The organism is Fibrobacter sp. UBA4297 (assembly GCF_002394865.1).
Classification (GTDB): Bacteria; Fibrobacterota; Fibrobacteria; order Fibrobacterales; family Fibrobacteraceae; genus Fibrobacter.
In genome coordinates this window covers 21,048-43,323 of sequence record NZ_DGUZ01000010.1, presented here as the reverse complement: position 1 = coordinate 43,323, position 22,276 = coordinate 21,048, and the positions used below count along the sequence as shown (strand labels likewise).

The 22,276-nt window shown below is 39.5% G+C and carries 21 protein-coding genes and 1 tRNA gene; 7 read left to right on the top strand and 15 right to left on the bottom strand.

Annotated elements, in window-relative coordinates:
- Positions 1-46 precede the first annotated feature (46 nt).
- Both B3A20_RS05030 and B3A20_RS05025 read left to right on the top strand, forming a co-directional pair.
- Positions 47-511 carry a hypothetical protein gene (locus B3A20_RS05030; RefSeq protein WP_290762547.1) on the top strand — a complete coding sequence of 155 codons (465 nt, stop codon included), beginning with the start codon at positions 47-49 and terminating at the stop codon, positions 509-511.
- Complete coding sequence (locus B3A20_RS05025; RefSeq protein ID WP_290762544.1) at positions 508-1,884, top strand: glycosyltransferase; 1,377 nt, start codon at positions 508-510, stop codon at positions 1,882-1,884. The genes B3A20_RS05030 and B3A20_RS05025 overlap by 4 nt, the downstream gene beginning before the upstream one ends.
- 104 nt (positions 1,885-1,988) lie before the next feature.
- Here the strand turns inward: B3A20_RS05025 and B3A20_RS05020 are convergent, their stop codons facing one another.
- The 11 genes from B3A20_RS05020 to B3A20_RS04970 form a co-directional block, all read right to left on the bottom strand.
- A complete protein-coding gene (locus B3A20_RS05020) occupies positions 1,989-2,414 on the bottom strand; it encodes a hypothetical protein (RefSeq protein ID WP_290762542.1) in 426 nt (141 codons plus the stop codon).
- Positions 2,415-2,435: 21 nt separating this feature from the next.
- A tRNA-Met gene (locus B3A20_RS05015) sits at positions 2,436-2,507 on the bottom strand.
- 35 nt (positions 2,508-2,542) lie between these two features.
- The gene (locus B3A20_RS05010; RefSeq protein ID WP_290762539.1) at positions 2,543-3,292 is read right to left on the bottom strand and encodes a metallophosphoesterase family protein; all 750 of its coding nucleotides are present in this window, start codon (positions 3,290-3,292) and stop codon (positions 2,543-2,545) included.
- Positions 3,293-3,644: 352 nt separating this feature from the next.
- Positions 3,645-4,001 (bottom strand): bactofilin family protein, encoded by a 357-nt coding sequence (locus B3A20_RS05005; RefSeq protein WP_290762537.1) that lies wholly within the window; start codon positions 3,999-4,001, stop codon positions 3,645-3,647.
- Between the two features lie 22 nt (positions 4,002-4,023).
- Positions 4,024-4,824 carry a M23 family metallopeptidase gene (locus tag B3A20_RS05000; RefSeq protein WP_290762536.1) on the bottom strand — a complete coding sequence of 267 codons (801 nt, stop codon included), beginning with the start codon at positions 4,822-4,824 and terminating at the stop codon, positions 4,024-4,026.
- A 12-nt stretch (positions 4,825-4,836) separates the two neighbouring features.
- On the bottom strand, positions 4,837-5,838 hold the full coding sequence (locus tag B3A20_RS04995) for a ParB/RepB/Spo0J family partition protein (protein WP_290762534.1): 1,002 nt from the start codon (positions 5,836-5,838) through the stop codon (positions 4,837-4,839).
- Positions 5,839-5,932: 94 nt separating this feature from the next.
- On the bottom strand, positions 5,933-6,718 hold the full coding sequence (locus tag B3A20_RS04990) for a ParA family protein (protein ID WP_290762533.1): 786 nt from the start codon (positions 6,716-6,718) through the stop codon (positions 5,933-5,935).
- A complete protein-coding gene (locus tag B3A20_RS04985) occupies positions 6,711-7,364 on the bottom strand; it encodes a 16S rRNA (guanine(527)-N(7))-methyltransferase RsmG (RefSeq protein ID WP_290762532.1) in 654 nt (217 codons plus the stop codon). The genes B3A20_RS04990 and B3A20_RS04985 overlap by 8 nt, the downstream gene beginning before the upstream one ends.
- Before the next feature lie 549 nt (positions 7,365-7,913).
- Complete coding sequence (locus B3A20_RS04980) at positions 7,914-8,567, bottom strand: hypothetical protein (RefSeq protein ID WP_290762531.1); 654 nt, start codon at positions 8,565-8,567, stop codon at positions 7,914-7,916.
- Between the two features lie 230 nt (positions 8,568-8,797).
- Entirely contained in the window at positions 8,798-9,523 is a 726-nt protein-coding gene (locus B3A20_RS04975) for a hypothetical protein (RefSeq protein ID WP_290762530.1), read from the bottom strand.
- Complete coding sequence (locus tag B3A20_RS04970) at positions 9,520-9,930, bottom strand: VOC family protein (protein WP_290762529.1); 411 nt, start codon at positions 9,928-9,930, stop codon at positions 9,520-9,522. Before B3A20_RS04970 ends, B3A20_RS04975 begins: the two co-directional genes overlap by 4 nt.
- 257 nt (positions 9,931-10,187) lie before the next feature.
- Here B3A20_RS04970 and B3A20_RS04965 point away from each other — a divergent pair, with 257 nt between their 5' ends.
- The 4 genes from B3A20_RS04965 to B3A20_RS04950 all read left to right on the top strand — a co-directional run bounded on the left by B3A20_RS04965 (position 10,188) and on the right by B3A20_RS04950 (position 12,940).
- The gene (locus B3A20_RS04965) at positions 10,188-10,679 is read left to right on the top strand and encodes a hypothetical protein (protein ID WP_290762528.1); all 492 of its coding nucleotides are present in this window, start codon (positions 10,188-10,190) and stop codon (positions 10,677-10,679) included.
- Between the two features lie 14 nt (positions 10,680-10,693).
- Entirely contained in the window at positions 10,694-11,197 is a 504-nt protein-coding gene (locus B3A20_RS04960; protein ID WP_290762527.1) for an O-acetyl-ADP-ribose deacetylase, read from the top strand.
- 105 nt (positions 11,198-11,302) lie between these two features.
- Positions 11,303-11,701 (top strand): pyridoxamine 5'-phosphate oxidase family protein, encoded by a 399-nt coding sequence (locus tag B3A20_RS04955; RefSeq protein WP_290762526.1) that lies wholly within the window; start codon positions 11,303-11,305, stop codon positions 11,699-11,701.
- A 555-nt stretch (positions 11,702-12,256) separates the two neighbouring features.
- Positions 12,257-12,940, top strand: a complete 684-nt coding sequence (locus tag B3A20_RS04950; RefSeq protein ID WP_290762525.1) for a hypothetical protein — start codon at positions 12,257-12,259, stop codon at positions 12,938-12,940.
- Between the two features lie 64 nt (positions 12,941-13,004).
- On the opposite strand, the gene B3A20_RS04945 is transcribed toward B3A20_RS04950, so the two are convergent.
- Positions 13,005-14,060 (bottom strand): hypothetical protein, encoded by a 1,056-nt coding sequence (locus tag B3A20_RS04945; protein ID WP_290762524.1) that lies wholly within the window; start codon positions 14,058-14,060, stop codon positions 13,005-13,007.
- 437 nt (positions 14,061-14,497) lie between these two features.
- On the opposite strand from B3A20_RS04945, the gene B3A20_RS04940 reads away from it, so the two are divergent.
- Entirely contained in the window at positions 14,498-15,970 is a 1,473-nt protein-coding gene (locus B3A20_RS04940; RefSeq protein WP_290762523.1) for an AAA family ATPase, read from the top strand.
- A gap of 125 nt (positions 15,971-16,095) precedes the next feature.
- On the opposite strand, the gene B3A20_RS04935 is transcribed toward B3A20_RS04940, so the two are convergent.
- The 3 genes from B3A20_RS04935 to B3A20_RS04925 all read right to left on the bottom strand — a co-directional run bounded on the left by B3A20_RS04935 (position 16,096) and on the right by B3A20_RS04925 (position 22,223).
- Positions 16,096-18,843, bottom strand: a complete 2,748-nt coding sequence (locus B3A20_RS04935; protein WP_290762522.1) for a hypothetical protein — start codon at positions 18,841-18,843, stop codon at positions 16,096-16,098.
- A complete protein-coding gene (locus tag B3A20_RS04930; RefSeq protein WP_290762521.1) occupies positions 18,836-21,346 on the bottom strand; it encodes a reverse transcriptase domain-containing protein in 2,511 nt (836 codons plus the stop codon). The genes B3A20_RS04935 and B3A20_RS04930 overlap by 8 nt, the downstream gene beginning before the upstream one ends.
- Before the next feature lie 82 nt (positions 21,347-21,428).
- Positions 21,429-22,223, bottom strand: coding sequence for a nuclease-related domain-containing protein (locus B3A20_RS04925; protein ID WP_290762520.1), 795 nt, complete (start codon positions 22,221-22,223; stop codon positions 21,429-21,431).
- Between the last annotated feature and the right edge of the window lie 53 nt (positions 22,224-22,276).

The following is a 22,276-nucleotide window of genomic DNA, read 5'->3' as shown; positions in this document are numbered from 1 at the left end:
TTTCAACAATCGCTGCATGGTTAAAAAATAGACTAAATTAGGGGCAATGATGAAGGAATACCTCTTCAACTTGATTAAAAAACATCAATACAACATCTCCATCTACACCGAAGAGATTTTTGAGAGACGTTGTCAAGAAGAAATTATCCGCAGCGACGAGGATAATAGTTCCTTCGCGTACATAGAATTTGATTTCGAATCCATAGAGAGCACTCTCGGGAATAAGTCCAACTCCCTGCAGTTCTGGAATATTTTCCTTGAAACGCTTTCCCAGAACAAACGCGGAAACGACATTCTCGGATTCCTCGAGCACGAAAGCGGCATCGGACTTTTGCTCCTGGATTCTAAACTTGACGGCTGGACCCGCCTCGTAGGCCGTTTCCAGCGCACAGCAAGTAAGAACAATTTCGACATCATAGACCTTGTGTTCAAAAAGAACATCAAGCCCATCGTCTATCCGAGCTGCATCCAGGACATCCAGGCACAGCAGGCCACAAAGCAGGAACAATGAAAGTCCTTGTCATAGGCTCTGTCTACCCAAGATTTCAAGAAGATGCCGAAGTCCCGTGGCTGCGCACATCCATTGCGCACCTGAAAAAAGCAGGTGTCGAAATCCAGGTACTTGCCCCCGCTTACAAAGGACTCAAAAGCCACGACATCGACGGAACACGCGTAAACCGATTCCGTTACGCCCCCGCAAGCTGTGAAATCCTCACGCATGAGGAAGGCGCCCCAAGCAAAATGGCATCCAAGCCGTGGCTACAGCTGCTCGCCATCCCCTACATCATCAACGGATTTTTTCAGTGCATTAGAATTTGTCGTAAATGGCGCCCCGACGTGATACACGCGCACTGGCCGTTCCCGCATGCCTACATTGCACTTGGCGCATCAAAGCTTTTCCATATCCCGCTCGTACTAAACTTCCACGGCGCAGAGCTTCTGCTCATCCGCAAAAAGAAATGGATCAAGCCGCTTTTAAAATTTGCCATCGGGCAAGCGCAAGCCATCTTTGCAAACTCGAGTTTCACTGCCGGAAAAATCAAGGCGCTCCACAACGTAAATGTTGAATGGAGCCCGTACGGAACGACTCTCGAAGGGGCAAGTCTTCCCCTCGCTTCTGCTGCAAATGCAGCATCCGCTACCTCTTCTAGCGGGCGGACAGCACTTAGCGATCCATCGCTTAGTGCGCGTGGCCACCAGGGTGGGGACACACCACCTAAAGGTGGCCATGCCCACATAAGTGCTGAAGCACTAAGTGGTCAAAGGCCGCAACTCCCCGTTCCGCATCCGGTAAATGCCAAGTTCAAAATTCTCTTTGTCGGGCGACACATCGAACGCAAGGGAATCTGCTACCTCATCGAAGCTGCAAAGTACCTGCCAAAGGACAAGTTCGAAATCCGCATTGTCGGTGTCGGCGACCTGACCGAACAGCTGAAACAGCAAGCGGAAGCAGTACGAAATAGGAAGCTAGAAGTAGGAAGTGAAAGTCCTGCAGATATCATTTTCACAGGCAAACTCTCACCCGAAGATCTCGCAAACGAATACAAGACGGCAAACGTCTTTGTGCTCCCAGCAATCGTCGACCATAAGGGCGACACCGAAGGACTCGGAGTCGTGCTCATCGAAGCGATGGAACTTGGACTGCCGATTGTCGCAAGCAATGTCGGCGGCATTCCGGATGTCGTTGTTGATGGAGAGTCCGGGATTCTCGTTCCCGAAAAAGACCCCGTCGCGCTCGCCGATGCATTCAAGCGCCTTGAAGCTGACCCGACTTTAATTCAGAAACTTCTTGCCGGTGCACACAAACGCATTGACGAATGCTTCACCTGGGACAGAATCATTCAACGCCAAATCGCTGTTTATAATAAAGCGATTAAAAAGTAAAATTCAAAATTTCAACGCCGTCATTCCACACTTGTCGCGAAATCTACAAACAAAAAAAACCGCGAGTCTTCGCGGCGTTTTTTAGCGCATCTAATACCTAAAAACTACTTAACCTTGAATCCGGCTTTTTCAAAAGCGAGCTTATTTTCCGGATTCTTCATGGCCACATTCGTAATCCAGTCAAATTCCGCGATACCGCCCTGCAAGCCTACACGAGCGCAAAGCTGGTCACGGGCAACGTTGTAAGCATTGAGAATCTGGATTTTTTCAAAATCCTTGGCCTTGTCGATTTTTTCGGACCACTTTACGCCAAGCTCAATGAGACCATTGCTTGCCTTTGCGTAAGTCATTGCCTTTTCAACAGTGATAACGGATTTTGCAGGAGCCGTAAACGGAAGCACAGGCACAATCGGCTGCGACTGCGGCAACACGACCTGGCTCTCGGCCTTTGATTCCGGCTGCTTTTCAGAGCAGGAAACAAAAAAAGAGGCGATTGCCAAAAGTGAAATTACTAGAATTTTTTTTGACATACTCGCCTCTTTTTTTTGTAATAGCGGTTCAGGGATTTGAACCCCGGACCAATGGATTATGATTCCAGTGCTCTACCACTGAGCTAAACCGCCATTGATTGCAAATTTAGTAAATAATTTTAGGAATTTCAAGGGGTATTTGAAAAATAAACCTTTGTTTCCATAAAATTTTCGCCCCACTCAACTACGCGCCAGCCCGGTGCAGCAGAACTCAGACAAAATACCGAACTATTCGGATCAATCTGCATCTGCGTCGATGGTGTCACAAAGACCGTCTTGTCTCCAATCTTCTCGACCATCTCGCTATGGTAGTGCCCGACAAAAATGTACTTGAGATTATTTATCTTCGAAAGCGTCGCCTGGACTTCGTCGATGTTCTTCATCGCATAGCGCAAGTCCATGAACTTGTGGTTGCAATGGCATGGCGGATGGTGCAAGAACAAAAGGACCTCGCCTTCTACCTTCGCCGTCTCTTCTTCTAACCAACGCAGCTGGTCGCTCGAAACCGTTCCGTCCGCACTGTCCAAAAAGAAAATAGAACGCCCGGCAATATCGTAACGGTAATAGCACCTGCCATTGTGAACCTTCCCATTCAAGTCGAAGAACTTTTCCATAATCTCCAACTTGTCGTGATTTCCGGGAATGATGCACACCGGGACTTTGCAATCCTCTAGGATGCCGGCGATATAGGCATAGGCTTCCGGACTCTCCTCATCGGCCAGGTCGCCCGATATCACAAGAAGGTCCAGGTTTTTCATCGAATCGGCATTGTAAGCAGTCAAAAAATTCTTGCGAACATCAATATCCTGGACACAACTCGCATCAGCACCGATGTGGGTATCAGAGATTTGACCAATCTTAAGAACCTTTTTTTCCATACAACTTCGTAGAATATAGCTTTTGGCAATAGAAATTGAAAACTTTGTACTTTTTTTCGTTCATTTTGTGAAAAAACACACCTAATTGTGAACTTTGTCACAGAATCTTCAACATACTTTCGTGCACATTTGGTGAATTAACATTGAAAACTCAGGTTCAACATCTATCAACGTTGAAGAAAGTGAATAAATTTTAAATTTTCAACATAAATCCACAATATGTTTATTTCTGTAAGTTGTTGATTTTCATAGAGTTACGTTTCTTTCTCAAAATTTTTATCCACTATTCACAACATTAAATATTAAATATCATATATAAATATATCTAGTATTATTTAATATAGGTGGTGAATTATTCTTTTTTCTTTCTTGCCTGCGATTCGTTCATGTCGCAGTTGCCCTGAAGGATGGCTCCCTCGTTGATGATGAGCTGCTCTGCTTTTACGTTTCCGATAATTTTGGCATTATCCTGCAATAGGAGTTTGCTTTTGCAATCTACATTCCCTTTGATGACACCAGCAAGAATAGCGGCGCCACATTTGACGTCGCCCTCTATAATAGCAAGCTTTTCGAGAATTAACTCTCCATCGATAGAGACGTTTCCGTAAACTTTTCCGGCGATGCGCAAATCCGTTTTTCCGGCTATGTCGCCATTAACCTGAACACTTCTCCCAATTTGAGTGAATTCCTGTTCGTTCTTGCTTGCCATAATTTTCCCCTAATTTATTATGCTAGTAAGTAAATATCGTTTCTGGATCTTGCGGAACGTTGTTCTTGGTAATGGAGTAATGCAAGTGCGGACCGCTCGTGTTGCCGGTATCGCCAACATAGCCAATGACATCTCCTTTTGTAACGTTCGCTCCCCTTCGAGTTCTTATACTTTTGAGATGTGAATAGGATGACTTGTAACCGTTCTGGTGGTCGATGACAACTGTGTTTCCGAGATCGCCACTGTTACCTGCGAATGTGACCTTTCCGCTACCCGATGCAAAGACCGGGTTTCCCTTGCGGGCCGAGATGTCGATTCCCAGGTGCTTATTTTCGTATGAAAACTTTTTACTGATAATGCCGACCGCCGGAATCACGTTCGGGATGCGTTCCAGGCGGATTTTTTCGTCGGTCGTTAGCCAGTTGTGGATTCCTTCGAAGTCGATGTGGTTCTTTTCGGACGGTACGTGCGCAAAACGGTTGCGCTCGATGATGCTGTTGATTTTGTTGGAGTCGTTTTCGAGGAATGTCTCGAAGATATTCTGGATTCTATTTTCCATGATCCATAGCGAATCAAGTCTCGAGAAGAGCTCTTCATAGTTTGCGTTTTGCTTGATCAGCTGGGCGTTATGCACGCGCATCTTTTCATAGTTCGCAAGAGTCTTGTTGATTTTTGCGATATGGACAATGAACAAAATAAGAATGATAGCGACTAGGACAAGCCCGATATGGAACAACCAAAACTGCTTGCTCGATATGCGGTACTTCCTTGCACCGGTCGTGTTTTCCGGAATAATCTGGATAGTGTAATACTTACGACTCACGATTTTTTACCGTTAGCGGTTGTCCATTATTTCCTGAATTCTTGTCAGGTCATCCATGGAATAATAGTTGATGACGATGGTGCCCTTGGTCTGGTCCTTGGCGTTCGGGTTGAGTGCAACCTTTGTACCGAAGAATGTTTCGAGCCTGTTTTCGAAGTTCTTAAGGTCGGCGCTGAGTTCCGGCTTCGGCCTCGGTTCGCTGCCGTGGACTTCCGGCATTTCATCTTCTTCGGAAGCGGCTGCGACATTTTCAGGTTCCGCTTCTCTCGTCTCTCCACTCTCGTCTCTCGTCTGAGCAAACGGATCTTCGCCACGGGCAATAGCTTCGATCTGGCGGACGTTCAATCCTTCTTCGATGACGCGCTTTGCGAGAGCTTCCGAGTCTGCAATTTTTTCACTGCAGAGAGCACGGGCGGCACCGCCTGCAAGTTTGCCTTCCTGAATCCAGGCCTGGACCTGGTTTGGGAGCTTCAAAAGACGAAGTGCGTTTGTGATGGCGGAACGGGACTTGCCGACTGTTTTGGCCAAGTCGTCGTGCGTGTAGTTGTGGTTGTCAATCAACTGCTGGTAAGACTGTGCCACTTCAATCGGGTTCAAGTCCACACGCTGGATGTTCTCGATGAGAGCCCATTCGCTCATGGTCTTGTCGTCGAGATTTTCGTAAACCTGAGCCTTGATGGTTCTGCAGTTGGCAAGTTTCGATGCACGAGTACGGCGTTCACCGCTGATAATCTGATAACGGTCGCCCACCTTGCGGACAGCAATCGGCTGGATGAGTCCGTGCTTTTCGATGGTTTCAGCAAGTTCGACAAGTTCGTCGTCGTCGAAGAACTTACGCGGCTGGAACGGGTTCGGGTCAATCAAGTCGATGTTGATTTCGACGATTTTCTGGTTGTCCTGCTGTGCGTTTTCAGGAGCAGCGGTATTGTTGATAGCGTTATCGACAGAGTTGCCGAGAACATCGTGTGCCTTAAAAATTGCAGAGAGACCGCGACCAAGTGCTTGTTTACCCATTTTTTAGTTCTCAATTAGTAGTTAATAGTTGCTAGAATATTTAGTTGGCAGAACTTAGAAAAAATACTAAGCTCTAAGTTCTAAGCTCTAAGTTCTATTTTTCCTTATTCAATATTTCTTCGGCGAGTTTCATGTACGACTGCGAACCTGTGCTCTGCACATCGTAAAGGATGACCGGCTTGCCGTGGGACGGAGCTTCGGAGAGTTTCACGTTGCGCGGAATCATCGTCTGGAAAACAGTGTCGCTCAAGTTTTCGCGAACTTCTTCGGCAACCTGCTTCGAAAGACTCAGACGGGAATCGTACATCGTGAGGAGGGCGCCTTCGATTTTCAAGTTGGAGTTCAGATTCTTCTGGACTTCACGGATGGTCTTGAAAAGTTCAGTCATACCCTGCAATGCATAATATTCACACTGCACCGGAATGAGCACGCTCGTTGCGGCCGTCAGTGTATTAATTGTGAGTAAGTTCAGGCTCGGAGGAGCGTCGATGATGATAAAATCGAACTCCTGCTTGAGAACGTTCATCACGCGTTCAAGTCTGCGTTCACGGCTCATGGCGTTGACAAGTTCAATTTCCATGACGGCGAGGTCCGGTCCAGAAGTGATGACCTTGAGGTATTCAAGTGACGTATCCAAGATGGCGGGCTTGATGTTTTCGAGCGTGAGGTTGTCCGGATTACCAGCCATGTCCAGAATTTCGTGGATATCCATGTCCTGGGATTCCATGAAACCGAGACCTTGAGAGGCATTACCCTGCGGGTCCATGTCTAAAAGAAGTGTCTTTTTTTCAAGGGCTGCAAAACTCGCGGCCAAGTTCACGGCCGTAGTAGTTTTACCGACGCCACCTTTTTGGTTGCATATGGCGATAATTTTAGTCATTATTACCTCGGGTGACTAGAGCGTACACCTGTTCTTCTTCTGGAAGTTCATACTTCTGGATATGCACTTTCGGATCATTTTCCAAATGGGCAATGTTGTTGAAACTCTTGAGAGTGACGAATGTGCCATCTTTCTTGAGTCCAACTTTAGCGCGTTCCCAGTCGTTTTCGAAAGTCGAGAGGGCACGGCAGCTGATAAAGTCAAGGTCGGTCAGGCCGGAAGTTTCAAAGCGCTTGCCGACGACAGTCAAGTTGTCCAAGTGGAGTTTTTCCTTGACCATCTGCATAAAGTTCACGCGCATGTGGCGTGGTTCAACCGCATAGAATTGCACGTTTGGCATGGCAATCGCAAGCGGGAAAACTGGGCAACCTGCACCAGCACCCATATCGGCCCAACGGAGTTTGCCACCCTGAGCGGAAATTTCCTTCCCCATAAACACAAACGGGACGAGCGAGTCGGCGATGTGCCTGCTCAAAAACTTCTCGGAATCCTTTGCCGAAATCAAGTTGCCATATTCCTTGGTGTCCACCACCAAGTCTGCAAACTGATAAAGCTTGTCGAGGGTCTCTTCGGACAGCTGTACACCATGTTCCGAAAGGAACTGGTTCAAGAGATTTTGCTGCGCTTTGTTAGTTCTGTAACTCAAGTTTTCTCACATTGCCATCCCGAGTTTAGTATAGGGATAGGCTTTTTTCAGATGCCACTGTCATCCTGAGCGAAGCAATGAAGTTGCGAAGTCGAAGGATCCAGTGATATTTAAACAGAAAATGTTTCACGTGAAACCTTATGAGCCGAGAGTCGCAGAACATACTTGTATGTTCTATGACCGAGGCGATTAAGGTAGGACACGAAGTGTCCAAACATTTTCGATCCGAATTGAAATTTAGTATAACTTTTTTAGAAAACAATTCACAAACTCCCCCGCTCCCTAAAATTCATAAAATAGTTGTTGATAACATTTTGATAAATGTTGAGAACTTGTTAAGGTTTGAATGCGAAGACGTGCTTGCACAGTCTTCATATTCAAACCGCCATAGTTCGGACGAAGTCCAAAAACTGTTAAGCCGAATGCTGCGAAATGTATGCTTGCATACATTTCATAGCTGAGGCGCCAGTTTCGGGCTATGCCCAAAACTTGTTAAGGTGAGAGTTGCGGAAAGCATGCTTGCACAAAAATTGTTAAGGTGAATTTTTTTTAATCAAAGAAAACAGGCCAGGTGAATATTCTGACAAACCACGAAAAATTGCTCCTCTTGTTTGTCTTTTCTATGGATATACCTGAGGTCAAAAATATCCGGCTCAGATTGAATTGGACTCCGATTTCTTCCACGAATCCAACTTCATTGAAAGCGTAGCTTTTATCTCCGTCTTCATCTTCTGTGGATTTTAAGAACCATTCAAAAACATGACTTTCGGCAAGTGCTATACCTAAAGAATTGTCACCCAGCAAAATAAATTTGGATGATCCTGAAGATAACCAAAAAGCTATTGGTACGGCAGTTTCCCATATTTTGCTATCTAGGTTAAAAAGATAATAACCCAAAATACACATGTTTGTTATTGTACTTCCGTATGATACTTCGGCGGTTTTTCTCCTATCCTTGGTTTTGTAATAAAAGTCGAGCCGTAGAAGCGTTATATCAAATAGTAATCGATCTGTATTGAAGTATTTGTTGCCGGTAAAAGAAATTGTGCTTATGTCAATTTTGTTGGAAGATGTGTAGCCGATACCGACCATATTAACGAAAAATGGATCATGATTTTGTTTAGACGTATCCTTGATGATTTCGCTGTTGGCAAAAGCGAAGCTCATTGATAAAAGCAGTATGGTAAGGACTTTTAATATCATTCAATGCACAATATACATATTTAAAATGTTCCACGTGAAACGTACGCAGGGTGAGTGCAGCGACCACACTTGTGTGGTCATTGCCGAACCCAAGTACGTAGGACTACGATATAATCGTAGTCCCAACATGAGGCGAGTGTCGCAAAAATGTGCTTGCACATTTTTATTTGGAAACCGAAGGGTGTAGGACTATGGCTTTGCCATAGTCCCAACATAGATTATTTCTTGGTTTATTCTTGTCGCGAAAAGCTTTCCACGAAGAAAGGAATTGCGATTATCTTAAAGAACCACCCGATGTTGCGTTGCTTGTTGGTTATTTCAAAAGATGCGCCTGCCGTTACTTGAGCAAAGAAAATTCCGAATTGTATACCCGCTTCTTCGATGAATCCAAATTCCTTGGCGGAATAATGAGATTCGTTTTCTTTCCCCTCATTTCTGAGAAACCATTCTATAGCATGACTTTCGGCTAGTGCAATTCCAGAAAGATTGTTCCCGTATAATATGTACTTTGTTGTACCGGATGCAAGCCACGCTCCTCCCAATGCTATTTTCTGTAAAGTGCTTTCTTCTGGAGCTGCCATTCCGAGAAAAGCAAACCCTATTAAAGATACTGCACTTCCGATTGAAAACTCATTGATTTTCTTTTCTCCTTCAGTCCTTTCGAACCTGCGATCGAATCGTAAAAATGTGTAGTCTGCAAGTAGTCTGTCAATGCCGAAAAGTTTGCTCCCCAAGTTTTGTGCGCTCATGCAAAGTATATCCACTTCAATTCTTTTGGTAGATGTATATCCTATTCCGCCTAGAAATAGAATCGGGAAAGGGTTGTATTTGTTTTCGTAGATGTTGCTTAGGTCTATAGAAAAAGTGGAATCCTGCACTGGATCTTCCAATGCAGATATATTTGCAAAGGCGAAAGATATAGATATAAGGAATATGGTAAAGGTCTTTTTAATCATATAGTAATTTCTATTCTGTTCCCTTTGGGATCGAGTACCACACTTTCATAATATCCATCGCCGGTAGTTCTCGGTTGACCTACAACGGAAATTCCATCGGAAGACATTTGCTGGGTCATATGGTCTACATCTTCTTTTGAACCAACGGAAAAGGAAAGATGGGTGAAACCAAGATGTTGAGTATCTGGCAGTGTTTCACGTGGAACAATTTCTTCTATCCCTACAATGATGTCAGGGCGATGCATGACTTCCAGGCGGGCACCATCATCGAAGGTGATGAACCGGCTGGTAAATTGTTTTGCTGGGTTATGGTAAATCGAGTGAACTACCCCGCCGAAATATTTCCGGTAGAACTCGCATACCTTGTCGATATCTTTAACCCAGATGGCAACATGTTCAATCTTCATAAAACCTCTATAAACAATATACCTAATTCGAATAGAAAAAAATTCCATAAACATATCATGTTTCACGTGAAACACAATCAAGAATACCAAGCAAAAACATACTCGTATGTTTTTATTTGGTATTCGCAGAGTGTAGGACTACGATGTAATCGTAGTCCCAACACATGAGCCGAGAGTCGCAGATTTCTATTATAATTAGTATATTTAATTCCATGAAACTATATCGATTTATACTCCCCTATCTAATAGTCCTTTTCATGGCGAACGCATCCTTTGCCGATGATGCCCCAAAAATGGAAAATGCCGCAGTTAACTCGAACGGATCCGGCCTTGCACTGATTCCTTGGGATCTATTTATTGGCGGAATGAATAGTTTTACTGTGGGTGCCGACTGGATATTTGGCGATTACAATATTCTTTATGCTTCGACCTCCCGAGTAAAAGAGATTCCGAAACATTCGTGGGTGTGGACTCTCAGAACACAGGCTCTTTGGGCACCGAAATTTGGTGTTTACTTGCAGCCCACAATACAGTATATGTTTTTTGATGGGTTCTTGGCAATGTGCAAGATTTCGGTCGGGCCAGAAATCGGTTATAAAAGGAAAACCGGATTTGAATATGGTGGGTCTGTCCGCGTAGGTGCATTCATTGATTTATTGAATTTCGAAATGGGATATTTGGTAAATTCAAAACGAACATATATGAACATCATTCTTAACCTGCCTTCGGGTCTCGGAATCTGGGTTTAAATACGGAGGTTTTTATGATCGATATTGAAATTATCCAGGGCGATATTACCAAGCTTAAAGTCGATGCCATCGTGAATGCTGCCAACTGTTCGCTGTTGGGTGGCGGCGGTGTCGATGGTGCAATTCATCGTGCAGCAGGTCCGGAACTTTTGCAGGCATGTATTCCCCTAAAAGGTTGTGAGACGGGTCAGGCCAAAATCACTCCTGGGTTTAAGCTCCCGGCAAAGTTTGTGATCCATACTCCGGGACCGATTTATAATGATGGCCAGCATGGCGAACCCGAGCTTTTGAGGTCGTGCTATGAAAACTGCCTTGCACTTGCCGAAGAAAACAATTGCGAGACGGTTGCCTTCCCTGCTATATCTTGTGGGGTCTATGGCTACCCTTGGGAGGCTGCTACCGAGATTGCCGTGAAAACTGTCCGAAACTTCCCTGCAAAAAATGTCAAGAAAGTCATCTTCTGTTGTTTCGGTGAACGGATGGAAGCGGTTTATAAATCAGCTGTCGGCACGCACTAGGTGCATTCATCTACAATTGATGGCGCTTTGTCGCATATATCGCTTACACCCCTAGCAATACCCTACATTTTTTGTATATTGAAATAAAACAAATGGAGAATTAAAATGGAAGAAGTTGAAAAATTCATCAAGGAAGCTGGTACTTATTTCCTCGCAACAGTCGATGGCGACCAGCCGAAAGTCCGTCCGTTCGGAACTATCAACATTTTCGAAGGCAAACTCTACATCCAGACAGGAAAGTCTAAGAATGTCTCGAAGCAAATCCAGGCAAACGGCAAGGTACAGCTTTGTGCCGTGGATAAGTTTGGCAGCAAGTGGTTACGTTTGAGCGGAACGCTTGTCCGCGATGACCGCCGTGAACCGAAAGTCGACATGCTCGAACATTACCCGTCACTCAAGGCGATGTATTCCCCGGATGACGAAAACACCGAAGTCCTCTATTTCAAGGATGCGACCGCCACGTTCTGCAGTTTCACTGAAGCTCCGCGCACTGTGAAGTTCTAAATTTTACTTTTGCTCGCCTCACCTGTGAGCTTTTTTAACACCGAGTTCCCTGCGAGCTCGGCATTTTTTTTAAACTTAATTGCCACTATTATTCGAAAAAAAAACACATCCAAAATACTTTAAAGAGCTGGCTACTTTCTTGTGTTTATAATCGATGAAAAAAAATCCACAATAATCCTGTTTCACGTGGAACAATTCTAATTTCGGATTATATAAATTTATGAAAATTGCTATTTCGTTTGAAAATGAATAGCCTAGATATACTTGTAATGTTTATAAATGGACTTAAAAATATTCACTAACATAAATAAATAATTGCAAATTTCCATTACGACTTAATTTTTTGTTAATAGATAATTCATAAATTTTCCCACAGTTTTATGGTTTCACGTGAAACATGGACTAGAAAAGTGAATAAATTGTAAAATAGGTCGCTAGAATGTTTATATTTGTAATTTTATAATCACAAAATATAAACAACTGTAAATTTAGTTATTTACTAAAATAATAGGATATATTGGCCCTATATATATTATATTTCGGTATGGAGGCCTTATGCAGGACAATACAAAACGTGGCGAACGAGCTCTTTTTTGGATGAAATCAATTTTCATGATTTTTGTCCTGTATTTCTTTTGGAGTTCGCCAATCAATGCCGCTTTCCCGGCGTCGAACGATAACCTGGTGACGCCTTCGGTTCTAGTTCGCATCGCTTTTGGCGCCGTGATCAGTTTTGGAATGCTTTTTTCACTGTTTGCTTTTTTGGTTTACTTTTTTTCGTGGCTGCATCGCACAATTGAAAATTTGCGCGTTTTGACCGTGACGGATTTTTCTCCCATGGGTGCTGTTCTGTTGAGCTGCATTCCGTTTGTCGGTTTCCTTTTGCACTTTTGGATTTTTAATGACATCGTGGATCGCCAGCACGACTGCATGCATGAACGTGGTATTCTGAAAGAAAATTTTCCTAAGAAATTTTTGGTAGCGTGGATTCTTGTGTCGGTCGGGTGCTTTGCCGTGATGTTTGTAGATGGCAAAGGTTCGTTCATTAAGGATTTAATTGAAAATATCTTGACGGTCGTAAGCCTTGGCCTGTACATCAAGTGCTTCTCAATTTATATCGCGCGCGAACGGGAACTTTTCCAGTTCCATACCGAGACGCTTTTCCGCAAGCGAGTGGACGAAGCCATCCGCGAACGCGATATTGCACGTGCCGCCGACCAGCTTAGGGATAAACAATAATTTTTCTTGCTGTCATTCCCGCCACCTTTGTCATCCCGGACCCCGTTCCGGGAGGGAATCTCCCTTAACCGAAATATGTCGCGACGTACTTTTTCTGGAATTCCGGATCTTCGTGCGCCCAGTGCTTTTCGTCCATCGCCTGGTACTGCCAGTTGAGCGCCTGCATAAATTTTTCCGGATTGCAGAAATTTGCGAAAATTGCGTCGAGTTCTTCGACCGTCGCGCTTGGGCCAATGAGCTGTTCCTTCGGAGCGTAGCTGTACGGGGAACTTGCGAAATCGCTCCCGATAAAGACTGCTCCGAGTGCGGCCGCTTCTTTGAGCTTGAGGTCGCTCTTTGCGCGGTTGAAATTGTTGGTGGCGAGCGGTGCCAGGAAAAAGTCGGGCTTGTAACTCGCTGCCGTCGCTGCAAACTGCATGAAGTTCGTGTACGGAATCTTCGTGTATTTTCCGTCGAGGTCCTTCAGAAAATCCGGCTCGCCAAAAATCTGGAAGTCGATGCTCTCGTCTTCGATGTGCTTGCGGATCCATGGAATCCACGCGCCTTCGAGGTCACCCGGAATTTCGGCCGTGAAGTGCCCGAGACTGCCGGCATACATCACCTTCGGTTTTCCCGTGAAGGCGGATGTTCTCTGCGACATCCCGAACAGCGATTTTGAAATACCATTCGGCATCACCACCGCGTTTACGCCCAGGTCGGATTTGATGCGGCTCGCGAGGTAGCGCGTCGAGCAGACCACCACGTCGAACAACGGCAACACCTGCTTGAGACTCGCAAGCATCATCTGGTCGTGATTCGGAATGTTCTTTGCGTACGATGCGATGACCGGCGAAAGATCCCATTGCAAGTCGTCCAGGTCGGTCACGAGCTTGAACCCGCATTCCTTCTTGAGCTTCGCATAGTAAAGCGCAATTTGTGCACGCCCCGGCGCCGTCGGCTTCTGCAAAATGACAGCCCGCGTCTGCTTCAGCGCCTCCTTGTTGTTGCAGATAATCTGCGTCACCGAAGGCACGACCTGAAAATCGTTTGGCCCCATGAACTGGGTGCAAGGCAAAATGCAGCGAACCCAGTCGGATTGCGCCATGTCATAAGGATGCACGATAACTTGCGATTTGATCATGGAAGGAAAAGTAGTAAAAAGTTTGACGGGAGTCGTGCGGGATGAGGAAGGGAAAGTGTCTGAAGAGTCATGCCGGACTTCGTTCCGGCATCGGTTGTGATAATAAATGTTTTGAGAAGTGCGAAAATGAGCTGCGCGGGAAATGCGCGCGAGATGTTGGATGAAGGCGCGCCAGACATTGCCCCGCCCCACCCTCCCCTATGCACCGTCATTCTGACGCCAAAGGCGGAAAAATCCAGTGACATTTTCTTTATGCTGTCATTCCGCACTTGTCGCGGAATCGCCAATATTGATGTCATTTTCGCATAGACGAGGGTTATTGCAAATAAACATTGTCCATAACAGATAAAAGTAAGAAGATTAAAAAAAACTTACTTTGATAACTATTGTTGACAAAGTGTTGATGAAAGTATAAATTAGGCGAAAAGAGGTGATAAATGATAAATAAACTTATTTCGATAAAAAATTATGGTAAATTTAAACATTTTAACCGTGGTATGACGGATTGGGATGAAAATTTAAAAAAAATAAATGTTATATATGCTCCAAATGGTTCAGGAAAAACAAGTCTTGCGGTTATTTTCCAATCTTTAAGTGGAAATAATGATTTAATATTAAAGAAAAAAAGCTTTGATGCAATTGAACCTGTTGAAATAAAGTTTATAAGAAATGGAAAGGAGTTGAAGTATGAAAAAAATGGATGGAATTCTTTTTTACCTTGTATTGAGGTTTTTAATAGTTTTTACATAGATGAAAATATTTATAGCATAACAATTGAAGATAAATTAAATAAGTTAAATATTTTTGAACTTTCAAATGCTGAAGAAATGAAAGAGTTGAAAAAACGTCTAAAAAAAGAAATAGATGTAAAACAAGATTTATCAACAAAAATAAAAAATTTAAGAAAACTTTTAAAAAAAAATTCTAGTGAAAAAAAAGAGAAAAGAGAGCAATTGTTAGATCAATCAGAAATAGAGCGAGAACAACATGAAAAAGCTATTAAAGAATTAGAAAAAAAAAGGTATGAAATAACAGAAAAAAATCGTAGAAAATATATTGGGTTTGTTAATAAATATCTTGCGATGTTTTGTGATAATATGCGTATTATAAATATAAAAACTGCTCCAGGAGGACAAAAACAGAATATAATTTATAGTCTACAAATAGATAATCATGAAATTACACTTAAAGAACGAGGTGAAATTTCTTTAAAGTATTGTTTAAGTGATGGTGATAAAAATGCTTTGTCTTTATCGTTTTTTTTAGCGCGCTTTGACATGATTCCTAATGTAAATGATTATATAATGATTGTGGATGATCCGTTCACTAGTTTTGATTATCAGCGAAAAACAACAACAATAACGCAATTGACTAGATTAGCATCTAAGGTAAAACAGTTCATTCTTTTGACACATGATTTACATTTTGCAAATGATTTTAATAACTCTTGTAATGATCAAATTTTGAATCTAAAAATTACTCCTTGTATAAAAGAAGGTATTAGTAGTAATGTATTATGTTTACATGATATAAAATTTGAAATGTTAAATGGTTTTAATAAAGATATAATGACTCTTAGACGATTTAAAACTTTACCTAGAGAGGATTCCTTTTATTTAAGAGAAGTTATAAGATGCATTAGGCCTTCAATAGAAGGCATATTTAGAATAAAATATTACTCCTATGTTGAAGATAAAGAATGGCTTGGGGATTTTATTAATAAAATTCGTACGTGTAATGAAGCATCACCATTTTATAGGCTTAAAGAATACCTAAATGAAATTGAGGAAATTAATGATTATTGTAAACAATATCATCATAGTAACCCTAATTATATGGAGGTAGGTATTTCTTCTTGTGAGTTAAAAAATTATGTTAATCGAACACTAAAACTGATAGAATTGATTTAAAATACCGGTCATCGTTTAATGCGATGACCGGTATAAATTAAATCTTAACTTCCGAAATCTTTGTTTATTGACTGAATTTCCTAAAATTAAGATTACATTTTTTGGGGGAGGGGAAGATAAACTTTTTATTCTTCGTCTTTTCGTTGTAATATTCCACCAATCATTTCTACATTCATAATTATTTTAGAAAGTATTATGTCGGCAGGCATATTATGAGCTCGTAAAATACAATTGCGTTTTTTTGCTTTTTCAGATATAGAAATTCCATATAGTTCATCTAGTAAATTTTTTAGTCGCTCATCATCAGCTCGATAAGGGGTGCGATCAACAAATTGCAATGCATCAACTTTTAAACCGATTTTGTCAAACTTTTTTTCCACTGATGTTTTTCCGTATATTTCGTTTTTATCTGTAAGCGCAAATACACAAATTACCCAAATTTCTACGTTTTTTCCTAAAATAGCATAATTAGTTTCATAGATGTCTTTTATTTTAAAGTTTAATTTTAAATATGACCGAATATCTTCTTCATTGTTTTTTGTATAACAACTATTGTCATAATAAAATTCTAACATCATATTTGTCGAGGATCCAGATAAGATATTATCAGTTAAAAAAACAATTCTGGTAATTGTATTCCAAGTAGTGCTTTTTTTTCCATCTCCAAGTTTAGGGCTAGGACGGCTCAAACAAAAGCCTTTTCCGTTTATTTTACATATCCTACTATTTAATTTATCTGAATCAAAGGCCCATAGTAATGGTCCTCGGTCACCGCAGTAATTAGCTTTTATTATTTGGGATAACGTGGCTCCCTCTCCAAAGCTTTCTTTTGCAATAAAAAGAGTTTCACCATTATCTAATGCAGATATTTTTTCAACATATTTTTTATCCATTTCTTTTGCATTTAGTGCATAGTAACAATAATATTTTTCAAGAAATAGTGATTTCATTAAATTGTACCATTTGCAAGAATTTGCTTCATCTGCATAAATTTGAATATGCCATAACAATTTGAAAATGGCAAGAATCTTGCTTTCATCATTATACGGGCAACCATATTCATTACGAAGTTTTTTAGGGAAACCGACATTGTTAATTATTGTTACTAAATCTTTAAATCTGTGGTCTTTCAACAGCATTTCTTCAGTTATTTTACATCTATCATTGATTGATTGTATAACTTTAAGAGTACGTTCTATCTTTATCAATTCATCTGATGCATAGATTTCATTATTAGACTTTTTAATAACCCAAAATTTAGTACCTTCTTCGGGTATTTTAAAGGAATCTTCTGATTGGATTTTTTTGAGATCATATGTGACTCCATTCACATATACGACATTTTTGGCATTTTTTCGTATAACAGAGGCTAAAACAGCTTCTCCATCGGTCCAACTAAAGTAAGATCCTTCAAGCAAAAATTTTACTAATAAATTTATTTTATTTTCAAAAGGGATTAAAGTTTTATATGGCATCACTAAATATCTTAAATTACTAATTGGGGTCTCATCACTCCAACTGCCAAAATCTTTTGAAAAAATATAATGCAATAAAAAATTTAAATATTTTGTCAAACATTCACTTGCTCCATGAAGAAGATTCTTTCTAATGAATAAATCAAAAAATTGATTTTGAAAAAAAGATTCTTCACTTAGGTCATTAATGAAATCTATATAATCGGGTTCTTCAATAGACAAACCTTTATGAAAAGATGCTAAAAAATCCATTGATAATACATTTGATAAGTTCCTATTACTCTTTAAACAGACGCTTCTTATTCCATCTTTATTTTCAAGTATTCGATCCCAAAATGATTCGTGTTTGCCGGAATAAAAAATATTATTTGGGAAAACAATGTGTTCCATTGAGGAAAATGAGTTGGTAAATTTAATAAAACTTTGATCTCGGTCATCTACAATAATCGCGTCTTTGAAAAAAACATTGAAACATTTTTTTTCACATATATCGTGTAGCATTTTTATTTTCGCATTTGTATTGTTTCCTAAGAGGACATCTTTCAATGATGTAAATTTATAATGTGGCGGGATTTCTTCAACAACATACCATGCGATAATATTGTCTTTATCATTTTTTTCCACAAAAGAATTTGTACCTGAAAATTGTAACGATACTGTACTTCGAATTAAAAGTTCGTTATTAAGTTTTGCTATTAAAATATGGTTTTTTTCGCTATTTCCGCATATGCAGTCGCCACCTATTAATTCCCCCCTATTGCATAGCATCTCTAGTATTTTAATATGGTATTTTTGGCTGATTTCTAAAATTTTTCTACGAATATCTTCATCGTCTTCTAAATTTATTTTATTGCAAATCTGAAGTGAATAAATTAGTTGGAGTAAATTATCTTTTGTTGGATTTTCTGCATCAACAATTACACAATCCATTAATTTTTGAATTGGGAAAACGTATTCGGAGTTAATCTTTATTTCGAATAGCCATGAAAATTCAGAAGCCAATACACCAACGGTTGAACAAAAAGCTTTAAATTCGTCTTTGACTTTGCTGAACAAGGCTTCTTTTTCGGATGCCAATACGTCAAGAAACCGGATAAGAGCATACCCTTTTGATGGATATATATTTTCTGGAGTAGATTTTTGTGTGTAAACTGCTAATTTATGAATGAAATTTAGAATTCGCTTTGTTTCTGCCTCTAAAGAAAGTTCTGATCGATTTTCAATTTTTTGAGCAACTGACCAAAATAAATCACAAAAAGGCTCTACACAATTGCTTTTATCTTTTTCAGTATAAGATGTAGATTCTAGTAGTGATAATACATTCTTTAAGCATTTTATTGCATTAAAATTATTTTGTTCGGAGGCTAATTTCATTTGAAAAATAGTTTTTTTAAGCATTGGCAATCTCCAAATTTTGTTTTATAACACAGAGCATGTTGTAATCATCGCAATCAATGTTATCTTTTTTCAATATTGTGTTAACACTTTCCAAAATTTTATTGTTTAAAAGGGTTATCTCACATCCTTTAGATGTGTAATGATAAAGCTGATATACAAAGTTTTTAAAATTAATGGATTGTATTGGTATTTGCTTATAATATGTTTTATTGAGAAAAATATTAAGTAATCCATAATCAGAAAAAATATTTTTATAGAATTTACGAAAAACGCTTCCTCTTCCAATTTCCGATTGAACTATTTTTTCAAAATAATGAGAAATGTATTGAATTCTTTGAAATTTGTCAACACAATCACTCAAAATGAAATTAGCGTCATTGATATCCCAAACATTGTTACGTAAGACATATTTATCTAAGGAAATGCTCATTTCATCACCAGATAAAAGGGCCCCGTCTTGTTGAACATCATACATCATTTGATTTATTCCACCAAATGAATCCTTTTTTTCTCGGGGTATATTAGCAATTTTTCCATACACCATTGTTTTATCTTTATTGAAGAACAATCTAAAGCGTTCAAAAACAGATGATAATCGCTTTAGGACTTCTATTCCATCTAAAGAGTCCTCATGAAAAATATACATGTCATCTACATATCGGAATATTTTAACTTTATCCTTAAGTGACTCATTTTCATTCCAAAAAATATTTAGCATAGAATCAAGAGTTAACTCAACAAGTACTCTTGCGTAGGCAGGACCTTGAGGAACACCTTTTCCTGTTTTAGAATAATCTGATTGAAGTTTTTCATTAAATGAAATTAAGTAATCGCAAATTCGACGTATTTCTGTATTTTTAGGATTACCTGATTCATATTTTTTTAAGAAAGTCTTTTGCAAAGACGCTAAGTATATACTATCATAACAGGCGGTTAAATCAGCTTTGATAAAATGATAATCCTCTAATAATTTAAGGCTAAAAAAAATGCTAATATCATTAATAAAATTTTTCCAAGAACTTATCCATGGGTAAAATACATCTCCGCCCTCTGCGATATTTAAATGATAACTATATGATTTATGGTTCTCTTGAATCCTGCGGATGAGTTCAAAAATAAGTGCTGTAGTTATAACACGTTCTTTTGCTCCTAAAGAAATCATGTTGCGTGTTTTTGAAACTTCTTTTCGATGATACAAATAGTATTCAATTTTTTCAGGAGGCGTGAATGATCCTTCAATCACTTCATGAACTATTCGGTTACATTCAAAACGATCGTAAAAGGAAAATGAATCTAAATCTTGTCGAATTTTTGTATTAATCACCTCATCGTTATACATGAAATATTGTTTTTCTTTATTGACAACATCATCTATAAGAGACGTTCTTAATTTTTTTCTAAAAATTGCTTTATCAAAAGGAATTCCCAATTTGTTAAATAAGTACTCTGATACAGATTGTTCATCTTTACAGGGTGAAACTCCATATATCGAATGTAAAAGATACATTCCAATTGGAAAATAATAATTTTTATTCTTTTGTATTTCTTTTGCTGTTATTGAAGCATTGTAATTATCTTGTTTTTCAAAAATTTCATATAAAATTTTTTCACCTTCGCTAACATGAGCAAAGGCTCCAAGAATTATTTTCCGATCTCTTATAGTCATGCATCCATTAACTATATGGTCCCAAATAATAGCCAATGCTTCATCAGATTTAAAGGCGGTTTCGAGGTCTTTGAATGAATAACTCCCATTTACATACAATATCTGTTTTTCTATGTGCTTATACTCATCTGTTTCAATTTCACCAAAATCTATTTTTTTAACTAGTTCTTTTGCATCGTTGACTTTACATTTTTTTAAATAGTTTAATTGTTGTTTAAGAAATTCTGTTTCAAGTGAAACTATTGTTTTTCCTGAAAATGCGGAAATATTTTCCACAAAATATGAATATGTTCCCTTTTGGTGTCGTGATAATGGAATTTTTACCATTGATCCGTATTTGTTTTTTTTCTTTCCGCTTCCAGATTTTGGAAATAGATCTATTCCATATTTGTCGTCGTTTGCAAGGGCTTCTTCAATTTCTCCTATTAATGCTTTAACTAATTTAAAGCCCAAATCTTTCGTAATGGAACAGTTTAGTAAAATCCAAATATGAAAGCCTCGCCTACCAGAAAATTCGGATATATACGATATATTAAGAGTATCCAATTTTTTTAAAAAAGGTATTACATATTTGTCCTTAAGTTCTAAAGGATTACCTCCAGCATCCTTTGTACAGTCAAAATCAAAACAAATCCATCTTAATCGTTCTTTGAAGGTCAGTTGCTGATATACGCCAAATGCCGAGCCTGATGTCAACATTTTTTTTATGAGAAATGGAGAAACAAAAGCTTTTGTAGCTAAATAAATACCATTAGGTTGTTGTACTCCAAGAACAGATTTGTTTACAACAAATTTAGAGTACAATTCTTCTGCAATCTTATCAAAAAGTTGTTCCATAAAAATTCCTGCAAATTTATAAGATTTTTTAATTATAATAAATTATACGATTTACGTGTATTTTTTTGCCTAGAATTGTTTTTTAATACCGCCAAAATCCAATATTGTCATTTTTGTTTGAAGATGGCGTTTGTCCCATATTCACATGCTTTAGCAGTTTACTGTACATTTCATCAACCTGTTCAATCGTAATACTTTTTTCTCGGCGATTGATTTCATGGACGAGTCTGCGTTCCAAGCGATTTCGCTGTATAATAATCAGATTTGCAGTTTCGTTTGGAACATTTTTAAGTTCGCATCTTTCGCTGAAAACGATAATTGAAATGTAGGGCAAATCATTGCCAAGTACCGACTTTAGCGCTGTGATATGCCCTTTATTTTGCCATATTGGATTGTAGAAATGATTTTGAGTATGTTGTAATTTCTGAGTCCATTCTTTTTGCTTGTATCCGCCATAAATCCAACCACTAAAATTTTTACTTTCAAAAACATAAATTCCGGTTTCATGAATCATAATTACATCAATTTCTGTGGAACCGTTTTTTGTATTCAAATAAATATTGTTGAGAATTTTAAAATAGGTTGTTGTCTCTTTGCATGCAGAGATCGCTTTTTTAGTTGTTAAAAATTCTCCGTATGGGCCGAGATTTTCATCTCCTGGGTGTAGGCTTAACCAGTCATTAAAATTGAATGGATTCTTAAGAATTTTTTGATCGTATTCTTCTTGATTTTCCTTTATTTTTCGCTGTATAGGGAAAGGCAAGTTACCGCTGATTTTGGGTGGAACATAAGCGGCAGAATCATCCTCTTTGGTGCTCATGAAATTAAAAAGAGCAATAAGAACTATGACGATGACAACTATAATAAAGAAGAACATGGAGATAATATAAGTTAATCAATAAAAAAACAGGTCACCATGTTTCACGATGA